The organism is Xenorhabdus sp. NBAII XenSa04, assembly GCF_963866145.1.
Lineage (GTDB): Bacteria > Pseudomonadota > Gammaproteobacteria > Enterobacterales > Enterobacteriaceae > Xenorhabdus > Xenorhabdus indica.
In genome coordinates this window covers 21,781-45,709 of the sequence record NZ_CAWMEB010000400.1, presented here as the reverse complement: position 1 = coordinate 45,709, position 23,929 = coordinate 21,781, and the positions used below count along the sequence as shown (strand labels likewise).

The window sequence follows — 23,929 nt, the reverse complement described above, 5'->3', positions numbered from 1 at the left end:
AGGTAGGAAAACCCAAAGATAAAAAACCCGCCATAAAAATGGCGGGTTTCAACATTAATCCAATGCCACCATTGTGGCAAAAAATTAACGCTTGGAGAACTGTGGACGACGACGTGCTTTGCGCAGACCCACTTTTTTACGTTCAACTTCACGAGCATCGCGGGTAACGAAGCCAGCTTTGCGAAGATCAGAACGCAGAGTCTCGTCATAAGCCATCAGTGCACGGGTGATACCGTGACGGATTGCGCCTGCCTGACCAGAGATACCACCACCTTTAACAGTGATGTACAGATCCAGTTTGTCCAGCATGTCAACCAGCTCAAGTGGCTGACGAACAACCATGCGCGCAGTTTCACGACCGAAGTAAACTTCGAGGCTGCGTTGGTTGATGACGATGTTACCGCTACCTGGCTTAATGAAGACACGAGCGGAAGAGCTTTTGCGGCGACCAGTGCCGTAGTATTGATTTTCAGCCATTGCCTATAATCCCGATTAAATGTCCAGAACTTGTGGTTGCTGTGCCGCGTGGTTGTGCTCACTGCCCGCGTAAACTTTCAGTTTACGGTACATTGCACGACCCAGTGGCCCTTTTGGCAGCATGCCTTTAACCGCGATTTCAATGACACGCTCAGGACGGCGGGCAATCATCTCTTCAAAGGTCGCTTGCTTGATACCACCGATGTGGCCAGTGTGGTGATAATAGATTTTGTCAGCACGTTTGTTGCCAGTTACAGCAACTTTCTCTGCGTTAACAATAATGATGTAATCACCAGTATCAACGTGCGGAGTGTATTCCGCTTTGTGCTTGCCGCGCAGGCGACGAGCTATTTCAGTTGCAAGACGGCCCAGAGTTTTGCCATCTGCGTCAACAACATACCAGTCGCGTTTTACGGTTTCTGGTTTAGCTGTAAAAGTTTTCATTAAAGCTTACCCAATTATAAGTTACACGTTGGTGAACGCTCGAGGTTCAGAAACTTTTTTGAGGTTCACACGACTCATGTCCAGCAAACCTACCCCTTCGAATAGCCTATGCCGGCACTAATGCAAGTTTTTCGGGAAATAAAAAATCCTGCTGTAACGTGGGGTCGCAAGATTATAGAGAAGTCGCTATAAAAAATCGACCCCAAATTCAATAATTATCTCACTAGATAACGGTAAGCCTGGCGAAATCTCTCTATAATTTCACCGAATATCAAGGCAGATGCGGGCGCTGCAAATATTCCTCACTCTGCATTTCCTGTAAGCGCGACAAGCAACGCTGGTACTCAAAACGGAGTAATTCTCCCTGATAAATCTCTTCCATTGGTGCTTCTGCATTGATGATCAATTTCACGTGACGTTCATAGAATTCATCGACTAATGCAATAAAACGCCGTGCAGCACTCTCATTCAATACCGTCATCACCGGTACGTCATGCAGCAAAACAGAGTGATAGAGCTTAGACAAAGCAATATAGTCCAATTGGCTGCGGGGTTCCTCACACAACGTCTTGAAATTGATTGCCAACACACCATCAACACTGTTAATCGCAGGCATCTTACGATGGTTAATCTCTAGTACCGGCGTTGGCTCACCTTCCCGCCCGGCCAGACGCAGGAAAACCTGATGCATTTCTTGGTGGGTACTTTCCGACAGTGGCGTCAAATAAAGATGTGCCTGAGTGAGTGTCCGCAATCGATAATCAATTCCGGCATCAACATTCATCACGTCACAATATTTCTTGATTTGTTCAATCGCTGGCAGGAAACGCGCGCGTTGTAACCCATTCCGATACAGTTCATCTGGTGGGATATTTGATGTTGCCACCAGTGTAATTCCTCGTCTGAACAAAGCTTCTAACAATGTGCCGAGGATCATGGCATCCGTAATGTCAGAAACAAAAAATTCATCAAAACAGAGTACATCCGTTTGTGCTTTGAAACCATCCGCCACAATTTCCAGAGGGTTTTCGTGCCCCTGTAATTCAGTTAATTCTTCATGTACCCGCAGCATAAAACGGTGGAAATGAAGACGTAATTTCCGTTCAGTAGGCAAGCTCTGGAAAAACATATCCATCAACCATGTTTTTCCTCGTCCCACGCCTCCCCACATATAAAGCCCCTGAACCGGACGAATCTGTTCTGTTGATGAACGCTTCAACAATTTACTCAATAGGCCTTTCAATCCGTTTGCTTTCCCGCCATCTGAATATAAGGTACTACTGGCAGAAAACTGCACGAGATCATGATAAATCATATCCAGACGGACAACTGTATTGTGTTGCACTTCATCAGGTTGATATTGACCATCAGACAACGCAATTTGGTAAAGAGACGAAGGTGTAATCGGTGACATTAACGTGGTAATCCTTAAAAATTTTTTATTCCCGGTCTACATACCTTGGGTATAACTCACAACCTATCATGACAAATTCGTATAAAATTAACATCTCAGGTGATATATAAATTAATTAAATAATAATCAATATTCCACTCTGACTGAATTAACGGTTATAGTGATAGCTGTGATGTTAATAAAGGAGTTGCCATGACTTGGGAATACGCACTGATCGGATTAATTATTGGTTTTATCATCGGAGCACTGGCTGTCCGTTTTGGCAGCACAAAATTGCGTCAGCAAAATGCGGTACAAGCAGAACTGGAGAAAAATCGGGCAGAACTTGAAGAATATCGTAAAGAGCTGGTTAGCCATTTTGCCCGCAGCGCCGAATTGCTGGATAATATGGCTCGTGATTATCGCCAGTTGTATCAGCATATGGCTAAGAGCTCCAATGAGCTGATGCCAAACATGCCTGTACAAGATAATCCCTTTAATTACCGTCTTAACGAATCCAAGACCGATTCTAATCAAATCGTCACCGATATGCCTCCGCGAGACTATTCTGAAGGTGCATCAGGCCTGTTTCGTCCAATTCAAGATCAAAAACAATAAATCGCCTTGCCGTGGTAACAACCAGTACCACGGCAAGCTACTTTATCCTGTTATATACGTTTGTTTTTTATTTTTTATTCAGGTAAATCCCTGTAAAGACATTCAACAAAACTACATTATTAGTGAACTTTGTTAAATACTTGGTAGTCATAACTGCAACGAAACAATTATGATTGAGACCTGTCTCAGTTAGAGTAATTTCTTAGAAAGCAGAATTTTCTTATGAGATAGGAATTTTAAATACGATTTTCCTTTTCTGGCTTAGGTATGTAAGAGAACGTATTCAATGAAAAGTAAAAACACATTGCTCAGCGCACTCGCGATCAGTATTGGATTATCTTTGGCTTCGGTTCCAATGGTAAGTAACGCAGCTTTACCTGCTGCCATGGCCTCTCAAGAATTGCCGAGCCTGGCTCCAATGCTGGAAAAAGTTCTTCCTTCTGTCGTTACCATACATGTTGCTGGTACTGAGGTGCAAACCCAACAGCTCCAGCTACCAGAAGACTTCCAGTTCTTCTTTGGGCCAGGTTTTCCGCCAATGGAAAAAAGAAGCCGGCCATTCCAGGGATTAGGTTCTGGTGTCATTATTAATGTCGATAAAGGGTACGTACTTACTAACAATCACGTCATCAACAATGCGGATAAAATTAAAGTTCAGCTAAATGACGGGCGTGAATATTCTGCCAAACTCCTCGGACGTGACCCACAAACTGACATTGCTCTTTTACAGTTAAAAGATGCCAAAAATCTGACTGCCATCAAATTTGCTAACTCAGATCAGCTACGTGTCGGTGACTATGCTGTTGCCATCGGCAACCCATTTGGGCTAGGGCAAACCGTTACCTCAGGGATCATTTCCGCCCTTGGCCGTAGTGGCCTGAATCTGGAAGGTCTGGAAAACTTTATTCAGACCGATGCCTCCATTAACCGGGGTAACTCTGGTGGTGCTCTGATTAACCTGAAAGGGGAGCTGATTGGTATTAATACTGCTATTGTCGCACCAAGCGGTGGCAATGTTGGTATTGGCTTTGCAATCCCAAGTAATATGGCCAAGAACTTAGCCGATCAGCTGATTGCTCATGGTGAAGTAAAACGTGGCCTGCTCGGTATCAGAGGCACCGAAATGTCAGCAGATATCGCCAAGGCACTGAATATTGATGCGCAACAAGGTGCATTTGTCAGTGAAGTCACGCCTAAGTCTGCCGCGGCTAAAGCAGGTATCAAGCCAGGAGATGTATTGGTTTCCATTGATGGCAAAAAAATTAATAGCTTTGCTGAGTTAAGAGCGAAGATTGGCACTACTCTTCCAGGTAAAGAGGTCACAGTTGGTTTACTGCGTAAAGGGAAGCCAATGGAAGTCACTGTCATACTGGAAAACAGTGAAAATCAGACAACTAAAGCGGAAAAACTGAGTATTGCTCTGCAAGGTGCAACTCTCAGCACTGGCATCGTGAATAACACTCCTGGTGTAAAAGTCGATGCAGTTGCCAAAAATTCATCAGCGGCAATGGTAGGTTTGCAGAAGAATGATTTGATTATCGGTGCTAATAATGTTCGAGTTAAAAACATCAATGAACTGCAAAAAATACTGGAAGAAAAACCATCCGTTATTGCCCTGAATATTCTGCGTGGTAGCGATAACATTTACCTATTGCTGCATAATTAATCGATTATACCTCTATGAATTTCAGATTGTAGTGTGACAACAAAACAGTGTGACAACAAACAACCCGAAAGATAAAAGGTATAGAAAAGGCAGACACAGCATAAGCTGTGTCTGCTCGCTTCTGTGCTATGCTTTTTTAACTTATTGATTATTGAATAATGCCATGCTGATCAAATTACTGCGCTCCATATTGGTAGGATTACTTATTGCAGCGATTTTACTGGTTGCCATACCATCACTGCGTCCCAATAAGTTAAATAATTTCCTATACAGCAACGACACAGAAGAACCTTCCAGTTACAGTCAGGGCGTTCGCCGGGCAGCACCTGCTGTCGTTAACATCTACAGCACCAGTATAGGTAGCTTTTCTCACGAACCACGGGAGCTTATCCCTCTGGGTTCTGGTGTCATCATGAGTGAGCAGGGTTATATACTCACTAACAAACACGTCATCAATAAAGTGGGATCTATTATTGTGGCGTTGCAAGATGGGCATTTTTATGAAGCACTGTTGGTCGGCTCTGATGGCCCGACCGATCTGGCTGTTCTCAAGATAAACGCTGAAAATCTCCCGGTGATCCCGATCAATCTCAAACATACTCCCCATGTGGGCGATATCGTGCTGGCAATCGGCAACCCTTACAACTTAGGGCAGACAATTACTCAGGGTATTATCAGTGCAACCGGACGTGTCGGACTCAGCCCGACACGGCGACAAAATTTTCTGCAAACAGACGCGTCAATTAATCAGGGTAGTTCAGGCGGCGCGCTGGTTAATACCTTAGGAGAACTGGTAGGCATTAATACGCTGTCATTTGATAAGTCTGAATTTGGTTCTACACCAGAAGGATTAGGATTTGCTATTCCCACAGGGCTTGCAACAAAAATCATGCAGAAATTAATCCGTGATGGACGAGTTATCAGAGGATATATTGGTATTTCAACAAAAGAACTGCCCAATATTCGTTCTTCAGGGACCAATATCCATCAAATTCAGGGAGTTCGGGTTTTCCAGCTTTTACCGGGCAGCCCCGCCAAAAAAGCAGGCATTCAAGTGGGGGATATCATCATCAGCTTCAACCATCAGCCTGCAATTTCACCTCCCGAAGTCATGGATCAAGTTGCTGAAATCCGCCCCGGTAGCATCGTTCCTGTTACCGTTTTGCGCGATGGTCAAACCCTCACTTTCAACGTTACGATTGAGGAATTTGATGAACACTGAGATCCATCATTAGATGGGAAACGCTCAGGTTTTCAGTGCAATTCTTTCCCTAATTTTCTCTCGCATATTCTCTCCCCCACATATTAGGGGGAGAATATATTTATCCTACTTAATACGTTCGATATTGGCACCCAAACCACGCAGCTTATCTTCAATATGCTCGTAGCCCCGATCAATATGGTAAATACGATCAACGATGGTTGTTCCTTCTGCAATACAGCCAGCTAATACCAAACTGGCAGAAGCACGCAAATCCGTTGCCATCACCTGAGCACCAGATAATTTTTCTACGCCGTGGCAAAGTACAGTGTTACTTTCAATTTCTGCATGTGCGCCCATACGAATCAATTCAGGGATATGCATAAAACGATTTTCGAAAATAGTTTCGGTGATCATGCCCGCACCTTCAGCAACGATATTCAGTAAACTAAATTGTGCCTGCATATCAGTCGGGAAGCCCGGATGTGGTGCAGTGCGAAATGTGACTGCTTTTGGTCGCTTACCATGCATATCCAAACTAATCCAGTCATCACCTACCTGAATATCAGCTCCGGCTTCACGTAATTTAGCCAGAACAGCATCCAATGTATCTGGCTTAGCCTTGCGACAGATAACCTTTCCGCGGGAAGCCGCCGCTGCAACAAGAAAAGTTCCTGTTTCAATGCGATCAGGTAATACACGATAGACACCACCACCTAAACGCTCGACACCTTCAATCACAATGCGATCAGTGCCTGCACCCGTAATTTTTGCACCCAATGTATTCAGGAAATTGGCCGTATCTTCAATTTCAGGTTCACGTGCTGCATTTTCAATGATGGTTTTACCTTCCGCCAGTGTTGCTGCTGTCATGATAGTTACCGTTGCACCAACGCTTACTTTATCCATAACGATGCTGGCACCTTTTAAACGGCCATCTACAGACGCTTTAACATACCCTTCTTCCAGTACAATCTTTGCACCAAGTTGTTCTAGTCCGGAAATATGAAGATCGACAGGACGGGCCCCGATAGCGCAACCACCGGGTAAAGAAACCTGTCCCTGCCCAAAACGGGCTACTAGTGGCCCCAATGCCCAAATAGAAGCACGCATGGTCTTAACCAGCTCATAAGGTGCACAATATTTATTGACTCCTCTGGCATCAACAAATACCGAACCATTACGTTCTACTTTCGTTCCCAAACGGTTCAGCAGTTTGATTGTGGTATCAATGTCTTTTAATTCAGGAACATTCTGTAATTCAACTGGCTCTTCCGCCAGCAACGCTGCGAACAGAATTGGTAATGCGGCATTTTTTGCCCCGGAAATAGTCACCTCTCCTGACAAGCAGGTAGGCCCTTTCACTCGAAATTTATCCATCTGTCATGATTCTCTTATTTAATTCAAAGTGTGCTGTTCGCGGCGATGCAAACAACCTCAAAAGCCCTGGAGCTTGCGGTCACGTTGCCATTGTGCTGGTGTGTAGGTTTTAATTGACAAAGCGTGAATGCGGTTATCAGCGATGTATTCCATCAGGGGTGCATAAACAGTTTGCTGTTGTTTGACACGGCTTAGTTCACCAAAAATTTCACCCACTGCAATTACCTGAAAATGGCTACCATCACCACTAACGATAACTTCATCAAGCACCAACTTTTCCATCAGTACTTTTTTAATTTCATTAGCATCCATAGTTTGCTCACACTCGCTGTTAAAATAATAGTAGACGCCTATCGTAATGGAATCCAGGCGACTCTTAAACCATGAAAAACGCCCTTATAAGACAAGGACTCATAAGGGCGATATTATACCCACCATCTTTCTGGTGAGTTATTCTCAGATTATAAATGGCCTGCAAACATACTTTGCAGACCATAAAGCGCAATAAGCGTTTTCAGGCGCTCCCCTATACCAGAAAATGTCAACCCTTTGCCTTGTTGCTGCCTGTCGCCTTTTATGCGAACAAATAAGGCCAGCCCCGTGGAATCCACATGTCCAAGTTGGGAAACATCAATATTGTCTATTTGCGCCAATACGCTGCCTCTTTCCTGCCAAAAGGATAGCAGGCTATCGCGATCCAACGTACCTTTCAGAAACAGCGTGTTTCCTTCTTGTTCCCAACTTAACTGCATTATTCTATCAGGCACTTTATCCTTTTTTCGGCTTTTCATATCACTTTTTCTTTTCCAAAGTGATTGGAACTTGTGCACTGATTTTCAGTTGCTCAGTTAAACCATCAATACCTTTCTGGCGCAGAATTTCCGACCACTCATTCTGTTTTGTCGTAATCATGCTCACGCCTTCTGCTATCATATCGTAAGCCTGCCAGTTTCCGGTTTTACTGTTTTTTCGCCACTGAAAGTCGAGACGAACAGGTGGTTGACCATTAGGATCTGTGATGGTGACACGGATCGCTACGATGGTCTTATCACCCAGTGGTTGTTCAGGAGCAATCTGGTAATTTTGTCCATGATACATTGCCAGAGCCTGACCATAAGCTTGCTCCAGATAAGACTCAAACGCCTTGAAATAAGCATCACGCTGCTCTGGTGTTGCTTGCTTGTAGTAAGGCCCTAATACCAATGCCCCTGCATATTTTGCTTGCACATAAGGCATTAATTCCTGATGCACAATCTGACGCAGTATTTCAGGATTTGCCTGAATCTGCGGCTGTTCATTCTTCAAGCGAGAGAACGTTTTTTCTGCTGCATCTTTCATTAATGCATAAGGGTTGGTTTGATCAACAGCACTAGCGAATGGTGCAACCACCAGTAAGGCAACCATAAGTAATCGCTTAAACATCATTAGCATTTCTCCTAAGCAGTGGATTATGGGTTAGTGTGCCTGTGCGGGCGCAGCAGAAGACTGGTGATCTCCGCCACCACTCTTGTACAGGAACTGACCAATTAAGTCTTCAAGAACCATCGCAGGTTTGGTGTCCTCAATTCTATCTCCATCTTTTAGCATGGTGACGCCCAAATCAGGATCATCAAACCCGACATTCAACGCGACATATTGTTCACCCAACAGACCAGAGGTCCGAATAGAAAGAGAACTGGAACTGGGAATGTTGTCGTACTGCGTGAAAATATCCAGCTCGACCTGTGGAGTATAGGTTTTCTTATCCAGCCAGATTTTCCCTACCCGGCCAATAACAACGCCCCCGATTTTGACAGGAGAACGTTCTTTCAATCCACCAATATTGTCAAATGCAGCAGTGACACGATAAGTGGTCTGGCTACCGAAAGACCGAATATCAGCGACTTTCAGACATAAAAAAATGATTGCTGCCAGTGCAATTACGACAAAACTTCCAACCCAAATTTCATTTTTCTTACTTTGCATCGAATTAGTTCCCAAACATCAGTGCTGTCAACACAAAATCCAAGCCCAATACTGCTAACGACGCATGAACCACTGTGCGCGTTGTTGCCCTGCTGATCCCTTCCGATGTTGGGATAGCGTCATAACCATTGAACAGCGCGATCCATGTAACCGTGATGGCAAAAACTACGCTCTTAAGAAAACAATTAAGTATATCTTTCTGCCATTCCACCGCTGACTGCATGGAAGACCAGAAAAAACCACTATCAATGCCTTTCCAATCTACACCGACCATCACACCGCCCAGAATGCCAACTGCAACAAAGATCATCGATAACAAAGGCATACTGATAAAACCAGCCCAGAAGCGTGGGGCGACGACCCGACGTAATGGGTCAACTGCCATCATTTCCAAACTGGAAATTTGTTCTGTCGCTTTCATCAAGCCAATTTCTGCGGTCAATGCAGAACCTGCGCGACCCGCAAACAAGAGTGCCGTCACTACCGGGCCTAATTCTCGCAACAGCGATAAAGCTACCATCATGCCAAGACTACCTTCAGCACTGAAAGTTCTCAGCACCAAATAACCCTGCAATGCCAAAACCATGCCAATAAATAAACCTGAAACAACAATAATCAGCAGTGACTGTACCCCTACGCTATAAAGCTGCTGACGCAATGATAACCATTGTCTGGCAGGTTCCGGTTTACCAATAATTGCGCTGAACAGCATGAACCCCGCACGGCCGAATGAAGCGGCAACTTCAATCGCTCGCCTGCCTAATGTTGCCAATGCCCGTGTTAACATCAACATTCCATTATCCTAATAACTATTTTGTTACTAACTAATTTTATTAGCTAATAACTCGGTTTTATAATCCCCCGCAGGGAAACGGAAAGGCACTGGACCATCAGCAATGCCATCAAGGAACTGTCGTACCTGTTGATCCTGATTCATTTTCAATTGCTTCGGTGTACCTTCTGCAATGACCTTTTTTTCAGCCACAATGTAAGCATAATCAGCAATACTTAATACTTCAGGAACATCATGAGAAACCACAACACAGGTGACACCAAGAGCGTGATTAAGTTCATCGATCAACTTTACCAGAACACCCATTGTAATCGGATCCTGACCAACAAATGGCTCATCAAACATGATTAAATCAGGATCTAGTGCAATCGCTCTCGCCAAAGCTGCCCGCCTTGCCATACCCCCAGACAACTCCGAAGGCATCAATTGAGCAGCACCACGCAATCCTACTGCTTCCAGTTTCATCATTACCGTAGTATAAATTAACTCTTCGGGCAGATCGGTATGCTCACGTAATGGAAAAGCAACATTGTCAAAAACATTCAGATCCGTAAATAACGCACCTGACTGAAATAACATGCTCATTTTCTTACGGACGGCATAAAGGCGAGGACGGGACAATGCAGGGATATTATCGCCATCAAACCAAATCTCACCACGCTCAGGACGGATTTGCCCACCAATCAAACGCAGCAGAGTCGTTTTTCCAATACCAGAAGGGCCCATGATGGCGGTTATTTTCCCTTTGGGGACGGTCAAATTAATATCAGCAAAAATTGGGCGTTGACCACGGGTGAAATACATGCCGCTGATCTCAATAAGATTTTCTGTTTGTTGACTCATTATTGATAGCCCTTAATTGTTAATAAACTAATTGCTTACTGTTTCCAAATAATCAGTGATGCATACTACAAAAAAATTGCCAAATTTGCGTTAGTAAAGTGATAGCAAATTTTACTTTTTATCGTTCGACCTTCAGAATATATAACTCTGACTAAATAAATATTTTTGTTTATAAATCAACCAACACTGGCATTGTGCTCAATTAAATCTTATCTAAGGAACACATCATGTTTCTGACTATTGTACTGCTCATTACTGGGTTGATTTTACTGGTGTACGGTTCTGATAGATTAGTATATGGTGCTGCGGTATTTGCCCGCGCATTAAAAATACCCCCTTTTATTATCGGCCTGGTGGTCATGGGAATCGGCACCTCTTTGCCAGAATTGATGGTATCTGTCACCGCAAGCCTGAATGGGTTACCAAACATGGCTGTGGGTAATGCAATCGGTTCTAATATTACAAATTTACTGTTAATTACCGGCGCTGTCGCACTTATTCGTCCAATAACAGTACAATCAGAAATTTTGCGGCGAGAATTACCTTTGATGTTGTTGATTATAGGGTTCGCAGGCTACTTATTGTCCAATAACTACCTGAGTCGTTTGGATGGCATTGTTCTGTTGTTTACCGCTCTATTTTTCATATCAATAATGATAAAAATGACAGCAAACTCCCAATGTAATGATAGCGACAACTACACACGGGAACGGGACTCAGAACTGCCCATTGAAGGCAACAAAGGAATCGCGCTGCTTTGGGTTGTTTTAGGATTAATTATCTTACCGATATCTACCCGCATGGTAATTGATAACGCCACCGTAATTGCACATATTTATGGTATCAGTGATCTGGTTATTGGACTGACAATTTTGGCTGTGGGAACAAGCCTGCCTGAACTTGCTACTTCTATTGCTGCGGCCATTAAAGGTGAAAATGATATGGCAATAGGAAATATCATTGGTTCTAATGTTTTCAACATGACCTTTGTATTAGGTATTTCCAGCATATTTTCACCCAGTGTTATTTCACCCTATGCCTTTTCCCGGGATTTTTGGATCATGATGGCAGCAAGTGTACTATTCACGCTATTCTGTGTGAGGAGAAAACATCGGTTGAACCGATTGAACGGCGCGCTATTACTTGGCTGTTTTATCGCTTATTTTGTCATACTTTTTGTGATGTCTGGTGATTAATATCCGGTAATTAATGTACTGAATAATTACCGATTGAATGGGAAGGAGTGGGAGTAGAAATGCCTAAGATCGATTTTCAGCAAGCGGGTAAGAGAGTATTACATATCGAACTCGACGGATTGACGAGATTGGAACAGTACATCAATGATGATTTCAACAAAGCCTGTGAATTAATGTTTGACTGCGAGGGCAAAGTCATTGTCATGGGGATGGGTAAATCCGGCCATATAGGAAGGAAAATGGCGGCAACATTTGCCAGCACCGGAACTCCGTCGTTCTTTGTCCACCCCGGAGAAGCCAGTCACGGTGATCTCGGCATGGTGACCCCAAAAGACATTGTCATAGCAATTTCCAATTCCGGTGAGTCCAATGAGATCCTCGCCTTAATTCCGATACTTAAACGGCAAAAAGTCCCGCTCATCTGTATGACAAATAACTGTAACAGTAGTATGGGCAAAGCCTCTGATGTCCATCTGTGCATCAAAACACCACAAGAAGCCTGCCCATTAGGATTGGCACCCACAACCAGTACAACCGCAACGCTGGTCATGGGCGATGCCCTGGCCCTTGCACTACTGGAAGCCCGTGGTTTTACCGCAGAAGATTTCGCCCTTTCCCATCCCGGTGGTGCACTTGGACGCAAACTTTTGCTACTGGCCAGTGACCTAATGACCACTGATGATGACATTCCCCGAGTACCTCACACTGCCACCCTGCGTGAAGCATTAATAGAAATCACACGAAAAAAACTAGGCATGACTGTCATCTGTGGTGATGATATGCAGATCGATGGTATCTTTACTGACGGGGATCTACGCCGCGTTTTCGATATGGGTATCGATTTAAACAACGCCAAAATTTCTGACGTTATGACCACAGGGGGTATCCGCATCAAACCGAATGCGTTAGCTGTTGATGCCCTGAATCTGATGCAATCACGCCATATTACCTCCCTGCTGGTTACAGAAGGCAACACCTTGCTTGGTGTATTACATATGCATGACCTATTACAAGCAGGAGTTGTATAAAAACCCGTCATATAAATCTGGTAAGATAGTAATAAACAGGTCTGCAACCAAGGGCCTGTCACAATTTAATACTGGTTATAACACAATGCTAGTGACAATAATGTAGTAGAGAATTTCTGAATGAAGCAAAACGAATATCTGGATACCTGTTATGGCCCAGTAAATAAAGAAATTATCGCGAAAGCCAAAAAGATCCGTCTATTGATCTGCGATGTTGATGGAGTCATGTCGGATGGCCTGATATACATGGGCAATGAGGGCGAAGAGCTGAAAGCCTTTAATGTTCGTGATGGTTACGGTATCCGTTGTTTAATTACCTCCGGTATCGAAGTTGCAATTATAACTGGTCGCCAAGCCAAGTTGCTGGAAAATCGCGCAAAAACTCTTGGTATTACCTATCTTTACCAAGGTCAGAACGATAAGATTTTGGCGTATCAGGAACTGTTGGATAAACTAGCGCTACAACCTGAACAGGTTGCCTATATCGGCGATGACCTGATTGATTGGCCTGTCATGGCTCAGGTCGGATTATCGGCCGCGGTGGCCGATGCTCACCCACTCTTACTGCCGAAGGCCGATTATGTGACTCAGATTGCTGGTGGTCGTGGGGCAGTCAGAGAACTTTGTGATTTGGTGCTTTTCGCTCAGAATAAGCTTGAAGATGCCAAAGGGTTATCAATATAAAATATGAACTGAAAAAAGAATGAGCAGAACTCAATCCTGGCTGATCGCAATACTGACTTTGATTGTGCTTGCATTGATTGGCTGGAATTTATCCAATTCAAATCAAGACACTTCATCACCAATTTTAGATGGCAGTTATCCTACTTACCAAACAGAGGAAGCCATCACATTTGTTTATGATCCAGGGGGTAAATTGGTTTATAAACTAGTGGCAGATGATGTTAAAAATTATACGGAAACAAAACTGACTTGGTTTACCAAGCCAATATTGACGACTTTTGATGCTAACAGCGCATCCAAATCCCCGAAACCAACATGGACAGTACACGCCAATAAAGCAAAACTTACCCATGATGATATGCTCTACTTATATGGAGATGTCCAGGTGGACAGCTTGAATGACGCATCACAATTGCAAAAGATCACAACAGATAATGCAACAGTCAATCTCGTGACTCAGGATGTTGCTTCTGACGATAAAGTCACTTTAGAGGGAGTCGGACTGCAATCTGTTGGCATGAGAATGCGCGGCAATCTACGAGACAAAACTGCTGAATTGATTGAAAAGGTAAGCACTCGCTATGAGATTCCACATGAAGAACCTAATCCGTAATACCCTGATTACCAGTACACTGGTTGCAGTTAGCCTGCCTGCGCTGGCATTGAAAGATGACACGCAAAAACCCATTACCATTGATTCAGCCAGACAATCTTTGGACGTAACGGGGAACGTTGCCACATTTACGGATAATGTTATCGTAAAGCAAGGTTCTATCGATATTCGGGCTGATAAGGTTGTTGTTACCCGCCCTGATGGTGATTCGAAAAAAACCGTTATCGAAGCCTATGGCAATCCTGCAACATTTTACCAATTACAGGATGATGGTAAACCCATCAAAGGCCATGCTGCAAAGATGCGCTATGAAATGGGTAGCGAGCTAGTCACACTGACAGGCAATGCTTATCTTGAACAGCTCGACAGTAACATCAAAGGCGATAAAATCACCTATTTAGTGCCAACACAGCAAATGGAAGCCTTTAGCGATAAAGGTAAGCATGTCACCACCGTCCTGTTACCTTCCCAGTTGCAGGAAAAAGGCCCTGGTGTTAACAACACTGATGTTAATAAAAAGAGTAAATAACGACGTATGGCAATATTAAACGCGGACAATCTGGCAAAAGCTTATAAGGGACGTAAGGTCGTTGAGGATGTCAGCCTGAAAGTGAAATCAGGTGAAATTGTGGGCCTGCTTGGGCCAAACGGTGCAGGTAAAACCACAACTTTCTATATGGTTGTCGGTATTGTGCCACGTGATGCAGGTACTATCACTATAGACCATGAAGATATCAGCCTGCTACCTCTGCATGAACGTGCCCGCCGGGGTATCGGTTACTTACCACAGGAAGCCTCTATCTTCCGTCGGCTGAGTGTGTACGATAATTTAATGGCGGTTCTTGAGATCCGTAAGGATATCAATCAGGAACAGCGCAAAGCGCGCGCCGAAGAATTGATGGAAGAGTTTCATATTTCTCATTTGCGTAACAGCCTTGGTCAATCGTTGTCCGGTGGTGAACGCCGTCGTGTGGAAATCGCCCGAGCACTGGCAGCAAATCCTAAATTTATTCTGTTGGATGAACCTTTTGCAGGAGTTGACCCTATTTCTGTTCTTGATATTAAAAAGATCATTCAACACCTACGGGACTGTGGTCTGGGTGTTCTGATTACTGACCATAACGTCCGTGAAACACTGGATGTGTGTGAACGCGCTTACATTGTCAGTCAGGGGCATTTGATTGCCCACGGTACACCAGAAGATATCCTCAGCAATGAGCAAGTTAAGCGCGTTTATCTGGGTGAAGGCTTCCGACTTTAAGGCTCATTGTCAGGCAAAATTCAGGGGCATTCAGTTTAGGAGCATTAAGGATTCAGTTCAGGAGGAAGTGAGATCGTTATGAAGCAAAGTTTGCAACTCAAACTCAGTCAGCAATTGACGATGACGCCGCAACTTCAGCAAGCTATCCGTTTGTTGCAACTTTCTACGCTTGAACTTCAACAGGAGCTCCAACTGGCTTTGGAAGCCAATCCTATGCTTGAGCAAGAAGAACTACATCAAGAAATTGATATCCAAGGCTATTCCGATGCACAAACAGCCCCTGATGCAGAAACATATCCTGATAGAGAAACGAAAGTCATGGATACACTTGAAGCCCTTGAGCAACGGGATATGCCTGAAGAGCTTCCTCTTGATACCAGTTGGGATGAAATTTACACTGCGGGTCCATCCCTGGGAGCAAAAAGTGACTACAACGCAGATGACTTTCCCGTTTATCAAGGTGAAACAACCCAGTCATTACAAGATTATTTAATGTGGCAAGCTGCATTGACTCCGTTTACTGAAACAGATTCAGCCATCGCCACATCGATCATTGATGCCATTGACGAAACAGGCTACCTGACAGTCCCTGTCGAGGAGATCCTTGTCAGCATTGGTGATGATGAACTGACATTAGAAGAAATCGAAGCCGTACTCAAGCGAGTACAACACTTTGATCCCATTGGTGTTGCGGCACGTAATTTACGTGAATGTCTGCTGATCCAACTTGCAATGCTACCAGCAGAAACACCTTACCTGAACGAAGCAAAACTGGTTACCAGCAAGTACCTTGAACTATTGGGCAACCGGGACTTTCGAAATTTGTTGCGACAGAGCAAATTAAAAGAAAGTGCATTAAAAGCAGCAATTGATATTATTCAGTCACTGGAGCCGAGGCCCGGATTAATGGTGAATACCGGAGAATCCGAATACGTTATTCCCGATGTATTAGTCCAGAAAGAGAATGAACGCTGGCAGGTCAGGCTGAATACCGATAACATCCCTCGTCTGCGCATTAATCAGCATTATGCTGCACTAGGGCAACAATCTCATAATGAGAGTGACAGCCTGTTTATCCGTAATAACCTGCAAGAAGCTAAATGGCTGATAAAAAGTCTCGAAAGTCGCAATGAAACGTTATTGAAAGTCAGTCACTGCATTGTGGAGCGACAGCAAGATTTCTTTGAATATGGTGCGGAATACATGAAACCACTGGTACTGGCTGATATCGCCTATCAGATTGACATGCATGAATCCACCATTTCCCGTGTGACAACCCAGAAGTATCTGCATAGTCCACGCGGGATTTTTGAATTGAAATATTTTTTCTCCAGTCACGTTAATACTGATAGCGGAGGCGAAGCCTCTTCTACGGCGATACGGGCACTGGTGAAAAAATTGGTCGCGGCAGAAAACCCGGCCAAGCCACTGAGTGACAGTAAATTGACAAACTTACTTGCCGAACAAGGCATTCAAGTAGCACGTCGAACTGTCGCAAAATATAGAGAGTCGTTATCCATCCCGCCTTCAAACCAACGTAAAAAATTGGTTTGAACAACACAGAGAAGGAAAACACTATGCAACTCAATGTTACAGGCCACAATCTTGAAATCACTGATGCACTACGCAATGTTGTAAACACAAAATGCGGCAAATTGGATCAATATTTCGATAAGATTAACCTTATTCAGGTCATCCTCCGAGTGGAAAAGGTGCAGAAAATTGCTGAAGCCACGGTACATGTCAATGGAGGAGAGTTGCATGCGAGTTCAGAGCATGAAGATATGTATGCAGCAATTGATGCGCTGGCAGACAAACTGGCTCGTCAATTGACCAAACATAAAAGTAAATTGAGACAACATTAACAGTTTTCAGACAACGGGACTGTCATAAGATTAGCACTGTTCTATCTATATCCAATAGACTTCCGGTTGCATCAAAGTAGGCAATAAATGAATGCAGCTAACGAAAGAAACAACCAGAAGGCTCAATGGCATAAGCATAAATAGTGTTCTGATACCAGATGTCTAAACTCAGGCATCTGGTATTACAGACCCTAAGTGAATAAAGAAATGAACAACGAAACAGATTTACCACTAAGTTCAGTGCTTTCATCCGAATGTACGCGTAACAACGTACCTTGTTCGAGTAAAAAGCGCGCCTTAGAGATTATCAGCGAATTGGCATCAAAACAGCTTAATTTGCCAGAAAATGCCGTATTTGAAGCCATTCTTTCCCGCGAAAAAGTGGGTACAACAGGTATTGGCAGCGGGATTGCCATTCCTCACGGCAAGCTGGAAACAGAATGCTCAAATAATGCCGTTGGTGTATTTTTGCATCTGGAACAACCGATTACCTTTGATGCTATTGATAATCAACCTGTTGACTTGCTATTTGCTTTATTGGTTCCATCTAACCAGTGTCAGATCCATTTGCATTCACTCTCATTGATTGCAAAGCGACTGTCAGATAAAAATCTCTGTCGTCGTTTGCGTTCAGCACAAAGTGATGAAGAACTATACAAAATCATTACTGAATAAATAACGATGACAATTGCGGTTACAATTGATTGTTGAAAAGCAATAAAAAACAGCAGCGGTTCTAACGAACCGCTGAGATATTAAGGGGAGTCATCTCATGGTGCTGATGATAGTCAGCGGTCGTTCTGGTTCTGGTAAATCCGTAGCCCTGCGTGCACTGGAAGATATGGGGTTCTATTGTGTGGATAACCTGCCGGTCGTGTTACTTCCGGAGCTGGCTAATACATTAGCTGAGCGTGATATTTCAGCAGCAGTCAGTATCGACGTGCGAAATATGCCGGAGTCACCCGAAATTTTCGAAGAAGCACTGACAAAATTACCCGACAGCTTTTCACCTCAGCTTCTGTTTCTTGATGCAGATCGTAACACATTGATCCGTCGTTACAGTGACACCCGGCGCCTGCATCCACTCTCAAGCAAAAATCTGTCACTGGAAAGCGCTATCGACAAAGAGAGCGACCTACTGGAACCACTGCGTTCGCGGGCGGATCTGATCATTGATACGTCTGAGATGTCAGTTCATGAACTGGCTGAAATGCTCAGAACGCGTTTATTGGGTAAACGTGAACGTGAACTGACAATGGTGTTTGAATCTTTCGGCTTCAAACACGGTATTCCGATTGATGCAGATTACGTTTTCGATGTGCGCTTCCTGCCAAACCCACACTGGGATCCAAAACTGCGCCCAATGACAGGGTTGGATCGCCCTGTTGCCGCATTTTTGGATCGTCATACAGAAGTGCATAACTTCATTTACCAAACCCGCAGTTATCTTGAACTCTGGCTGCCGATGCTGGAAACCAATAACCGCAGCTATCTGACAGTTGCCATAGGTTGTACCGGCGGTAAACACCGTTCAGTTTATGTGGCAGAACAGTTAGCTGATTACTTCCGTTCCCGTGGTAAAAATGTGCAATCACGTCACCGCACACTGGAAAAACGTAAGTAACCGAATGTAACGCAACCAAACAAAATAAAGCAGGCCATGACAGTCAAACAGAGACTTGAGATCAAAAACCGACTCGGTATGCATGCCCGGCCTGCTATGAAATTGCATGACCTTGTGCAGCAGTTTCAATCTCAGGTCATTCTGCGCAACAATAATAATATTCAGGCGGAGGCTCATAGTGTTATCGCTATGCTGATGCTGGATTCCGAACAGGGTAGTTACATTGAAGTTGAAGCAACCGGACCGGATGAACAACAGGCTCTGGCGGCTATTGTCGAACTATTTAATTCTGGTTTTGACGAAGAATAGGATAGACATAAGAGAGAAAGCCACGCTCACATATTCTGCTAAACTAGTTATCTCTTTTTTTACTGAGTAGCAAAATGAAACTCATTCGTGTATATCCTGATTCATTTGTATTCGAAGAGCCACATCGGAAAGTATCAGGGAAAAATCGGCTAACCATCTCATGTCATGGAAATAGAGAGCAATTACTCATAAATAAAATTTCGTATAAACCATTACAGATTTCCCTACTTATTCATGCATTTTTCCCAAATCTCTTCATCTCTCTTTCAAGAGCAGTAACAAACACAGTATCTAAAACCAATAAAAAATGTAATCCAATATAGTATCTGGCTAAATCTTATTTCATTAACAACACAAAACAGTTCGTGATCATGATCTCTTTATTTTCACGTCAGAACAGCCTAATATCACTTTAATCACATTTGAAAATAACACCCCCCTCCTTGCGTTGCGGGGTGTTATTTTGTATTGAGCCTAATTTGGAGCGTGGTATGACAAAACCTAAAATTATTATCAATGAATTAGATGCAGAACGTTTAGATTCTCTGTTGGAACAACCTGCGTTTGCCAATAGTAGTATCGCAGATGCACTAAATGAAGAGCTGGATAGAGCTGAAATTGTGCCACCAGTAGAAATACCCGCAGATGTTGTCACAATGAACAGTGAAATTAAATTTGTTGATTTCAGTAATAATGAAGAACGGATCCGCACTCTCGTTTACCCGTCTTCTCTGCAAGACAGTACAAAACAACTGTCCGTGATGGCGCCTTTAGGTGCAGCACTTCTAGGATTACGGGTAAATGATGAAATAACCTGGGAATTGCCAAATGGAGAAAAAACCCGAATAAAAGTATTAGAAATACTTTATCAGCCTGAGGCGGCAGGTGAATATCACCGTTAATTCACAGCCAGCTCAGTAGAACCAAACTGGCTGTTGTTGATTGAGTATCCCTATTGACCGGCGATACTCATTTCCGGCAATAGTATTGATCCACACTGAATGTTACTTCGTGTTTCAATATCATTACCTATTGTTACCATATTTGCCCACATATCTTTCAGATTGCCTGCGATAGTGATTTCACTGACCGGATATTGTATTTCGCCATTTTCGACCCAAAAACCGGCCGCACCGCGAGAATAATCCCCAGTCACAGCACTAACACCCTGTCCCATCAGTTCCGTCACCACCAGACCGTTTCCCATTTCCCGGAGCAGACCTGCAAAATCCAGCCCTTTCCCCGCGATACGCCAGTTATGAATTCCACCTGCATGGCCTGTACTCGCCAGACCCAGTTTACGGGCAGAATATGATGTCAACAGCCATGACTGCAAAACACCATCTTTAATAATTTCACGCGGAAGTGTACGCACACCTTCACTATCAAAAGGCGTAGAAGCCAACCCTCTCAGCAAATGGGGTTGTTCTTCAATGGTCAACCATGAAGGCAGGATCTGCTTACCCAAACTATCCAGCAAGAAAGATGACTTACGATAGATGCTGCTGCCGCTGATCGCGCCGACTAAATGACCAAACAGGCCAGTAGCGACTTCGGCAGAGAAAATCACAGGTGCTTTCATCGTCGGCAGTTTACGCGCACCTAAACGAGACAATGTACGATGTGCACTTTCTTGCCCAACCCATTCTGGCGATTGCAACTCATCAAAACGACGGCTCACAGTATAAGCATAATCACGTTCCATATTGCCATCCTGCTCTGCAATCACGCAGCTCGACATGGAATAGCGGCTTGAACAATAGCTCTGTAACATACCGTGGCTATTACCAAAGACCCGAATGCCATAATGGCCATTAAAACTACCACCTTCGGTATTGGTAATACGCTGATCTGCCTGTAATGCAGCCTGTTCGGCACGGGCAGCCAACTCAATTGCCTTATCAGCATCTAAATCCGCAGGATGGAACAACTCCAGCTCCGGGGCCTCAAACGCCAATAATTCTTTGTCTGCGGGACCAGCACAGGGATCAGGTGAAGTATAACGGGCGATATCAATGGCAGCCTGTACAGTACGTGCAATGGCTTCCGGGCTTAAATCGGTAGAAGAAGCACTACCTTTGCGCTGCTGATGATAAACGGTGATCCCTAATGCACCATCACTATTAAACTCAACATTTTCGACTTCACTGAAACGGGTGCTGACACTAATCCCCGTCGTTTTATTGACTGCGACTTCCGCAGCATCACTGCCTGCTTTCGCTAATTCCAGAGCGTAAGAAACCGCATCTTCCAGTTGTTTGCGCTGCTCCGCAATTTGTTGATTGGTCACTATCATTAATTAATCACATGAATTAAAGAGAATATTTATCAGGAAAAATGCGTGTTTCGGCTTTCAATATTAATGCCGAGTGGTAATCAGACAATTTTCCCAGTTACAATACACGATATTAGGATGTTAACACCCACCGGACGATAGGTCATGTTCCAAAGTGTACCTTATCCGGCCTTTTTAGAAGGAAAACGATTATGGCAAAGCAGCCTGAAGATTGGCTCGACAATTATCCTGCTGAAGAGGAAGAAGAAGAGATAATCTGGGTCAGTAAAAGTGAAATCAAGCGGGATGCTGAGATACTGAAAAAACTAGGGGCAGAGCTGGTTGAATTGAGCAAGAGCGAGCTGGAACGCATCCCGTTGGATGAAGATCTGCTGGCCGCGATTGAATTAGCACAGAAAATCAAGCGTGAGGGTCGCCGTCGTCAATTACAATTGATTGGCAAATTATTGCGGACTCGTGATCCTGAGCCAATTACCACTGCACTGGATAAATTGAAAAACCGTCATAACCAGCAGGTTGTGATACTACATAAGCTGGAAGAGTTACGGGATAAGTTACTTGAGAGCGACAGCGCCCTTGAAGAAGTCGTAGCACTATATCCGCACACAGATCGCCAGCAACTGCGGACGCTGATACGCAATGCTAAAAAAGAGAAAGCAGCGAACAAGCCACCGAAATCCTACCGTCAGATCTTCCAATATCTGAAAGAGTTATCTGGAACAGTATGATGTTCTAACCGCCATTTCTTTAAGAAATGGCGGTTACTTAAATACAAAAATCGCGTAAAACATGGAAATATTTCTTTAAAGGAATGGATATCTCATGTCAAAAAAATTATTTTTATCAAATGGTTTCTTAACTTCAATACGCTCTTTTGAAAAATGTTCACCATAATAAAGAGTTAACCAATTTGGGTCTATATCTTTATGCGTATTATCCAGATACTTCATATCAATATCTGGATAATTGATATAACATCCCTGAAATGACGTATCCTTACCCTTATATTTTTCATATGGCTTTCCACCAGAGTCATAAAAATACCCACAGTAAACACCCGAATCCAAATGATACAATTCATAGCCTGCTTAGGCTCCTTCCAATAATTCTGGAACTGCAATTTAAGAAAAGACTCCCTTTGATAAAGTAAAATTTATACATACATAAATAATCTATAATATAAAACCTTTACCAAGCTCTTTCAAATTCGTAAAAAGGATATTTTAAATGCCATTAGTTGTTATTCCCGATGATTATCAATCTGCTACAAGACAAATTCAGGCTTTATATCAGAATAGTAATTTTGAGGTTATCAGTCTCGGTGCAATTGATCGCGATTCAAAAGCTGACGAACTATTATCAAAAGCTGATGCCCTTATTCTGATCCGTGAAAGAACGTTGATTGATGAAAAGTTTTTATCCAAAACACCTCATTTAAAACTTATCAGCCAGACTGGAAAAGTGGCTACCAATATCGATCTGGAGTTGTGTAAACAACGAGGTATTGCTGTCGTAGAAGGGACTGGTTCACCCATTGCAGCCGCAGAATTAACCTGGCTGTTAATCCAAAGTTCTATCCGTGGATTCATTGCTTCAGTGGAAGCAATGAAAAAAGGCTATTGGCAAACTGAGCTGGGAGATACTGTTGTCGGCAAAACGCTTGGGATCCTGGGCTATGGGAAAATAGGTCAGTTAGTTGCAAAATATGCGCGTGCATTTGATATGAAAGTTCAGATATGGGGATCGGAACATTCACAAGAAAAAGCTCGTCAGGACGGTTTGAGTGTCCCTCATTCCCGCGAAGATTTTTTTAAAACATCAGATGTCATCACTCTGCATCAACGACTGGTTAAAGAGACCACGGGCAATGTCACATTGGCTGACCTTACTCATATGAAAAATAGTGCTGTATTAGTCAATACAGCAAGATCCGGGTTGATAGAGGCAGGTGCACTTGAGAAAGCCCTCGATCTGGGTACTCCGGGTTTTGCAGCACTGGATGTTTTTGATATTGAACCCATTTGGGATATCAATCACTCTTTATTAAAACGAGATAACGTCCTGTGCAGCCCACATATCGGTTATGTCACTAAAAGCTGTTATGACATTTATTTCGACAGTGCATTGAAGAATGTTGAGAAATATTTTTCCGGCGATGATAGCCATGTCATTAATCAATAATCAATAATCAATAACCTAGGCAACCTAATTTTAAGTCAGTTTGAAGCTAAAATTTTATACGGAAATTTAAAGACACCTCCGCGTTTCGGCGA

The 23,929-nt window shown here is 43.5% G+C and carries 29 protein-coding genes; 17 read left to right on the top strand and 12 right to left on the bottom strand.

All coding sequences use genetic code 11. The annotated features are described in order from the left end of the window. Positions 1–84: 84 nt before the first annotated feature. The 3 genes from rpsI to zapE form a co-directional block, all read right to left on the bottom strand. Positions 85–477 (bottom strand): 30S ribosomal protein S9, encoded by a 393-nt coding sequence (rpsI, locus tag AAC147_RS13775; protein ID WP_021323578.1) that lies wholly within the window; start codon positions 475–477, stop codon positions 85–87. Positions 478–492: 15 nt separating this feature from the next. Further along, positions 493–921 carry a 50S ribosomal protein L13 gene (gene rplM, locus AAC147_RS13770; RefSeq protein WP_038259580.1) on the bottom strand — a complete coding sequence of 143 codons (429 nt, stop codon included), beginning with the start codon at positions 919–921 and terminating at the stop codon, positions 493–495. Positions 922–1,192: 271 nt separating this feature from the next. Beyond that, on the bottom strand, positions 1,193–2,335 hold the full coding sequence (zapE, locus tag AAC147_RS13765) for a cell division protein ZapE (RefSeq protein WP_047682050.1): 1,143 nt from the start codon (positions 2,333–2,335) through the stop codon (positions 1,193–1,195). A 192-nt stretch (positions 2,336–2,527) separates the two neighbouring features. Between zapE and zapG the strand changes: the two genes are divergently transcribed. From zapG to degS, 3 genes are all read left to right on the top strand, one after another. Next, entirely contained in the window at positions 2,528–2,932 is a 405-nt protein-coding gene (gene zapG, locus AAC147_RS13760; protein WP_047682047.1) for a Z-ring associated protein ZapG, read from the top strand. Between the two features lie 286 nt (positions 2,933–3,218). After that, positions 3,219–4,598 (top strand): Do family serine endopeptidase, encoded by a 1,380-nt coding sequence (locus tag AAC147_RS13755; RefSeq protein ID WP_047682044.1) that lies wholly within the window; start codon positions 3,219–3,221, stop codon positions 4,596–4,598. A gap of 163 nt (positions 4,599–4,761) precedes the next feature. Continuing rightward, a complete protein-coding gene (gene degS, locus AAC147_RS13750) occupies positions 4,762–5,820 on the top strand; it encodes an outer membrane-stress sensor serine endopeptidase DegS (RefSeq protein ID WP_047682041.1) in 1,059 nt (352 codons plus the stop codon). 105 nt (positions 5,821–5,925) lie between these two features. Here the strand turns inward: degS and murA are convergent, their stop codons facing one another. The 7 genes from murA to mlaF all read right to left on the bottom strand — a co-directional run bounded on the left by murA (position 5,926) and on the right by mlaF (position 10,780). After that, the gene (gene murA / locus AAC147_RS13745; protein WP_047682038.1) at positions 5,926–7,179 is read right to left on the bottom strand and encodes a UDP-N-acetylglucosamine 1-carboxyvinyltransferase; all 1,254 of its coding nucleotides are present in this window, start codon (positions 7,177–7,179) and stop codon (positions 5,926–5,928) included. A 57-nt stretch (positions 7,180–7,236) separates the two neighbouring features. Beyond that, positions 7,237–7,491, bottom strand: a complete 255-nt coding sequence (gene ibaG, locus AAC147_RS13740) for a BolA family iron metabolism protein IbaG (RefSeq protein ID WP_047682035.1) — start codon at positions 7,489–7,491, stop codon at positions 7,237–7,239. Between the two features lie 149 nt (positions 7,492–7,640). Further along, positions 7,641–7,970 (bottom strand): lipid asymmetry maintenance protein MlaB, encoded by a 330-nt coding sequence (mlaB, locus tag AAC147_RS13735; RefSeq protein ID WP_081989033.1) that lies wholly within the window; start codon positions 7,968–7,970, stop codon positions 7,641–7,643. Between the two features lies 1 nt (position 7,971). Beyond that, complete coding sequence (gene mlaC / locus AAC147_RS13730; RefSeq protein ID WP_047682063.1) at positions 7,972–8,601, bottom strand: phospholipid-binding protein MlaC; 630 nt, start codon at positions 8,599–8,601, stop codon at positions 7,972–7,974. Positions 8,602–8,634: 33 nt separating this feature from the next. Continuing rightward, the gene (gene mlaD / locus AAC147_RS13725) at positions 8,635–9,144 is read right to left on the bottom strand and encodes an outer membrane lipid asymmetry maintenance protein MlaD (protein ID WP_047682032.1); all 510 of its coding nucleotides are present in this window, start codon (positions 9,142–9,144) and stop codon (positions 8,635–8,637) included. A 4-nt stretch (positions 9,145–9,148) separates the two neighbouring features. Continuing rightward, complete coding sequence (gene mlaE / locus AAC147_RS13720; RefSeq protein WP_047682029.1) at positions 9,149–9,931, bottom strand: lipid asymmetry maintenance ABC transporter permease subunit MlaE; 783 nt, start codon at positions 9,929–9,931, stop codon at positions 9,149–9,151. Between the two features lie 33 nt (positions 9,932–9,964). Continuing rightward, positions 9,965–10,780 carry a phospholipid ABC transporter ATP-binding protein MlaF gene (mlaF, locus tag AAC147_RS13715; RefSeq protein WP_047682026.1) on the bottom strand — a complete coding sequence of 272 codons (816 nt, stop codon included), beginning with the start codon at positions 10,778–10,780 and terminating at the stop codon, positions 9,965–9,967. A gap of 227 nt (positions 10,781–11,007) precedes the next feature. Here mlaF and AAC147_RS13710 point away from each other — a divergent pair, with 227 nt between their 5' ends. The 12 genes from AAC147_RS13710 to rnk all read left to right on the top strand — a co-directional run bounded on the left by AAC147_RS13710 (position 11,008) and on the right by rnk (position 20,262). Further along, a complete protein-coding gene (locus AAC147_RS13710; RefSeq protein WP_047682023.1) occupies positions 11,008–11,976 on the top strand; it encodes a calcium/sodium antiporter in 969 nt (322 codons plus the stop codon). 59 nt (positions 11,977–12,035) lie between these two features. Continuing rightward, the gene (kdsD, locus tag AAC147_RS13705) at positions 12,036–13,004 is read left to right on the top strand and encodes an arabinose-5-phosphate isomerase KdsD (protein WP_047682020.1); all 969 of its coding nucleotides are present in this window, start codon (positions 12,036–12,038) and stop codon (positions 13,002–13,004) included. A gap of 120 nt (positions 13,005–13,124) precedes the next feature. Further along, positions 13,125–13,688, top strand: a complete 564-nt coding sequence (kdsC, locus tag AAC147_RS13700; protein ID WP_047682017.1) for a 3-deoxy-manno-octulosonate-8-phosphatase KdsC — start codon at positions 13,125–13,127, stop codon at positions 13,686–13,688. 19 nt (positions 13,689–13,707) lie between these two features. Further along, positions 13,708–14,301, top strand: a complete 594-nt coding sequence (gene lptC / locus AAC147_RS13695) for an LPS export ABC transporter periplasmic protein LptC (RefSeq protein ID WP_047682013.1) — start codon at positions 13,708–13,710, stop codon at positions 14,299–14,301. After that, on the top strand, positions 14,282–14,830 hold the full coding sequence (gene lptA, locus AAC147_RS13690; protein ID WP_047682010.1) for a lipopolysaccharide ABC transporter substrate-binding protein LptA: 549 nt from the start codon (positions 14,282–14,284) through the stop codon (positions 14,828–14,830). The genes lptC and lptA overlap by 20 nt, the downstream gene beginning before the upstream one ends. A 6-nt stretch (positions 14,831–14,836) precedes the next feature. Then, a complete protein-coding gene (gene lptB / locus AAC147_RS13685; protein ID WP_047682007.1) occupies positions 14,837–15,562 on the top strand; it encodes an LPS export ABC transporter ATP-binding protein in 726 nt (241 codons plus the stop codon). Positions 15,563–15,640: 78 nt separating this feature from the next. Further along, positions 15,641–17,116, top strand: a complete 1,476-nt coding sequence (rpoN, locus tag AAC147_RS13680) for an RNA polymerase factor sigma-54 (RefSeq protein ID WP_047682004.1) — start codon at positions 15,641–15,643, stop codon at positions 17,114–17,116. Positions 17,117–17,139: 23 nt separating this feature from the next. Beyond that, positions 17,140–17,427, top strand: coding sequence for a ribosome hibernation promoting factor (hpf, locus tag AAC147_RS13675; RefSeq protein WP_047682002.1), 288 nt, complete (start codon positions 17,140–17,142; stop codon positions 17,425–17,427). Between the two features lie 207 nt (positions 17,428–17,634). Continuing rightward, positions 17,635–18,102 carry a PTS IIA-like nitrogen regulatory protein PtsN gene (gene ptsN / locus AAC147_RS13670; RefSeq protein ID WP_047681999.1) on the top strand — a complete coding sequence of 156 codons (468 nt, stop codon included), beginning with the start codon at positions 17,635–17,637 and terminating at the stop codon, positions 18,100–18,102. 97 nt (positions 18,103–18,199) lie between these two features. Then, on the top strand, positions 18,200–19,051 hold the full coding sequence (gene rapZ, locus AAC147_RS13665) for an RNase adapter RapZ (RefSeq protein WP_038259562.1): 852 nt from the start codon (positions 18,200–18,202) through the stop codon (positions 19,049–19,051). Between the two features lie 36 nt (positions 19,052–19,087). Then, the gene (gene npr, locus AAC147_RS13660; protein ID WP_047681996.1) at positions 19,088–19,360 is read left to right on the top strand and encodes a PTS phosphocarrier protein NPr; all 273 of its coding nucleotides are present in this window, start codon (positions 19,088–19,090) and stop codon (positions 19,358–19,360) included. A 491-nt stretch (positions 19,361–19,851) separates the two neighbouring features. Beyond that, the gene (rnk, locus tag AAC147_RS13655) at positions 19,852–20,262 is read left to right on the top strand and encodes a nucleoside diphosphate kinase regulator (protein WP_047681993.1); all 411 of its coding nucleotides are present in this window, start codon (positions 19,852–19,854) and stop codon (positions 20,260–20,262) included. A 50-nt stretch (positions 20,263–20,312) separates the two neighbouring features. Here the strand turns inward: rnk and pmbA are convergent, their stop codons facing one another. Further along, on the bottom strand, positions 20,313–21,656 hold the full coding sequence (pmbA, locus tag AAC147_RS13650) for a metalloprotease PmbA (protein ID WP_047681991.1): 1,344 nt from the start codon (positions 21,654–21,656) through the stop codon (positions 20,313–20,315). Between the two features lie 191 nt (positions 21,657–21,847). On the opposite strand from pmbA, the gene yjgA reads away from it, so the two are divergent. Then, complete coding sequence (gene yjgA / locus AAC147_RS13645) at positions 21,848–22,384, top strand: ribosome biogenesis factor YjgA (RefSeq protein WP_047681988.1); 537 nt, start codon at positions 21,848–21,850, stop codon at positions 22,382–22,384. 75 nt (positions 22,385–22,459) lie between these two features. On the opposite strand, the gene AAC147_RS13640 is transcribed toward yjgA, so the two are convergent. Further along, a complete protein-coding gene (locus AAC147_RS13640) occupies positions 22,460–22,732 on the bottom strand; it encodes a BBE domain-containing protein (protein WP_047681985.1) in 273 nt (90 codons plus the stop codon). A gap of 151 nt (positions 22,733–22,883) precedes the next feature. Here AAC147_RS13640 and AAC147_RS13635 point away from each other — a divergent pair, with 151 nt between their 5' ends. Beyond that, positions 22,884–23,837: a D-2-hydroxyacid dehydrogenase family protein gene (locus AAC147_RS13635; protein WP_047681982.1), complete on the top strand. Its 954-nt coding sequence runs from the start codon at positions 22,884–22,886 to the stop codon at positions 23,835–23,837. Positions 23,838–23,929 lie beyond the last annotated feature (92 nt).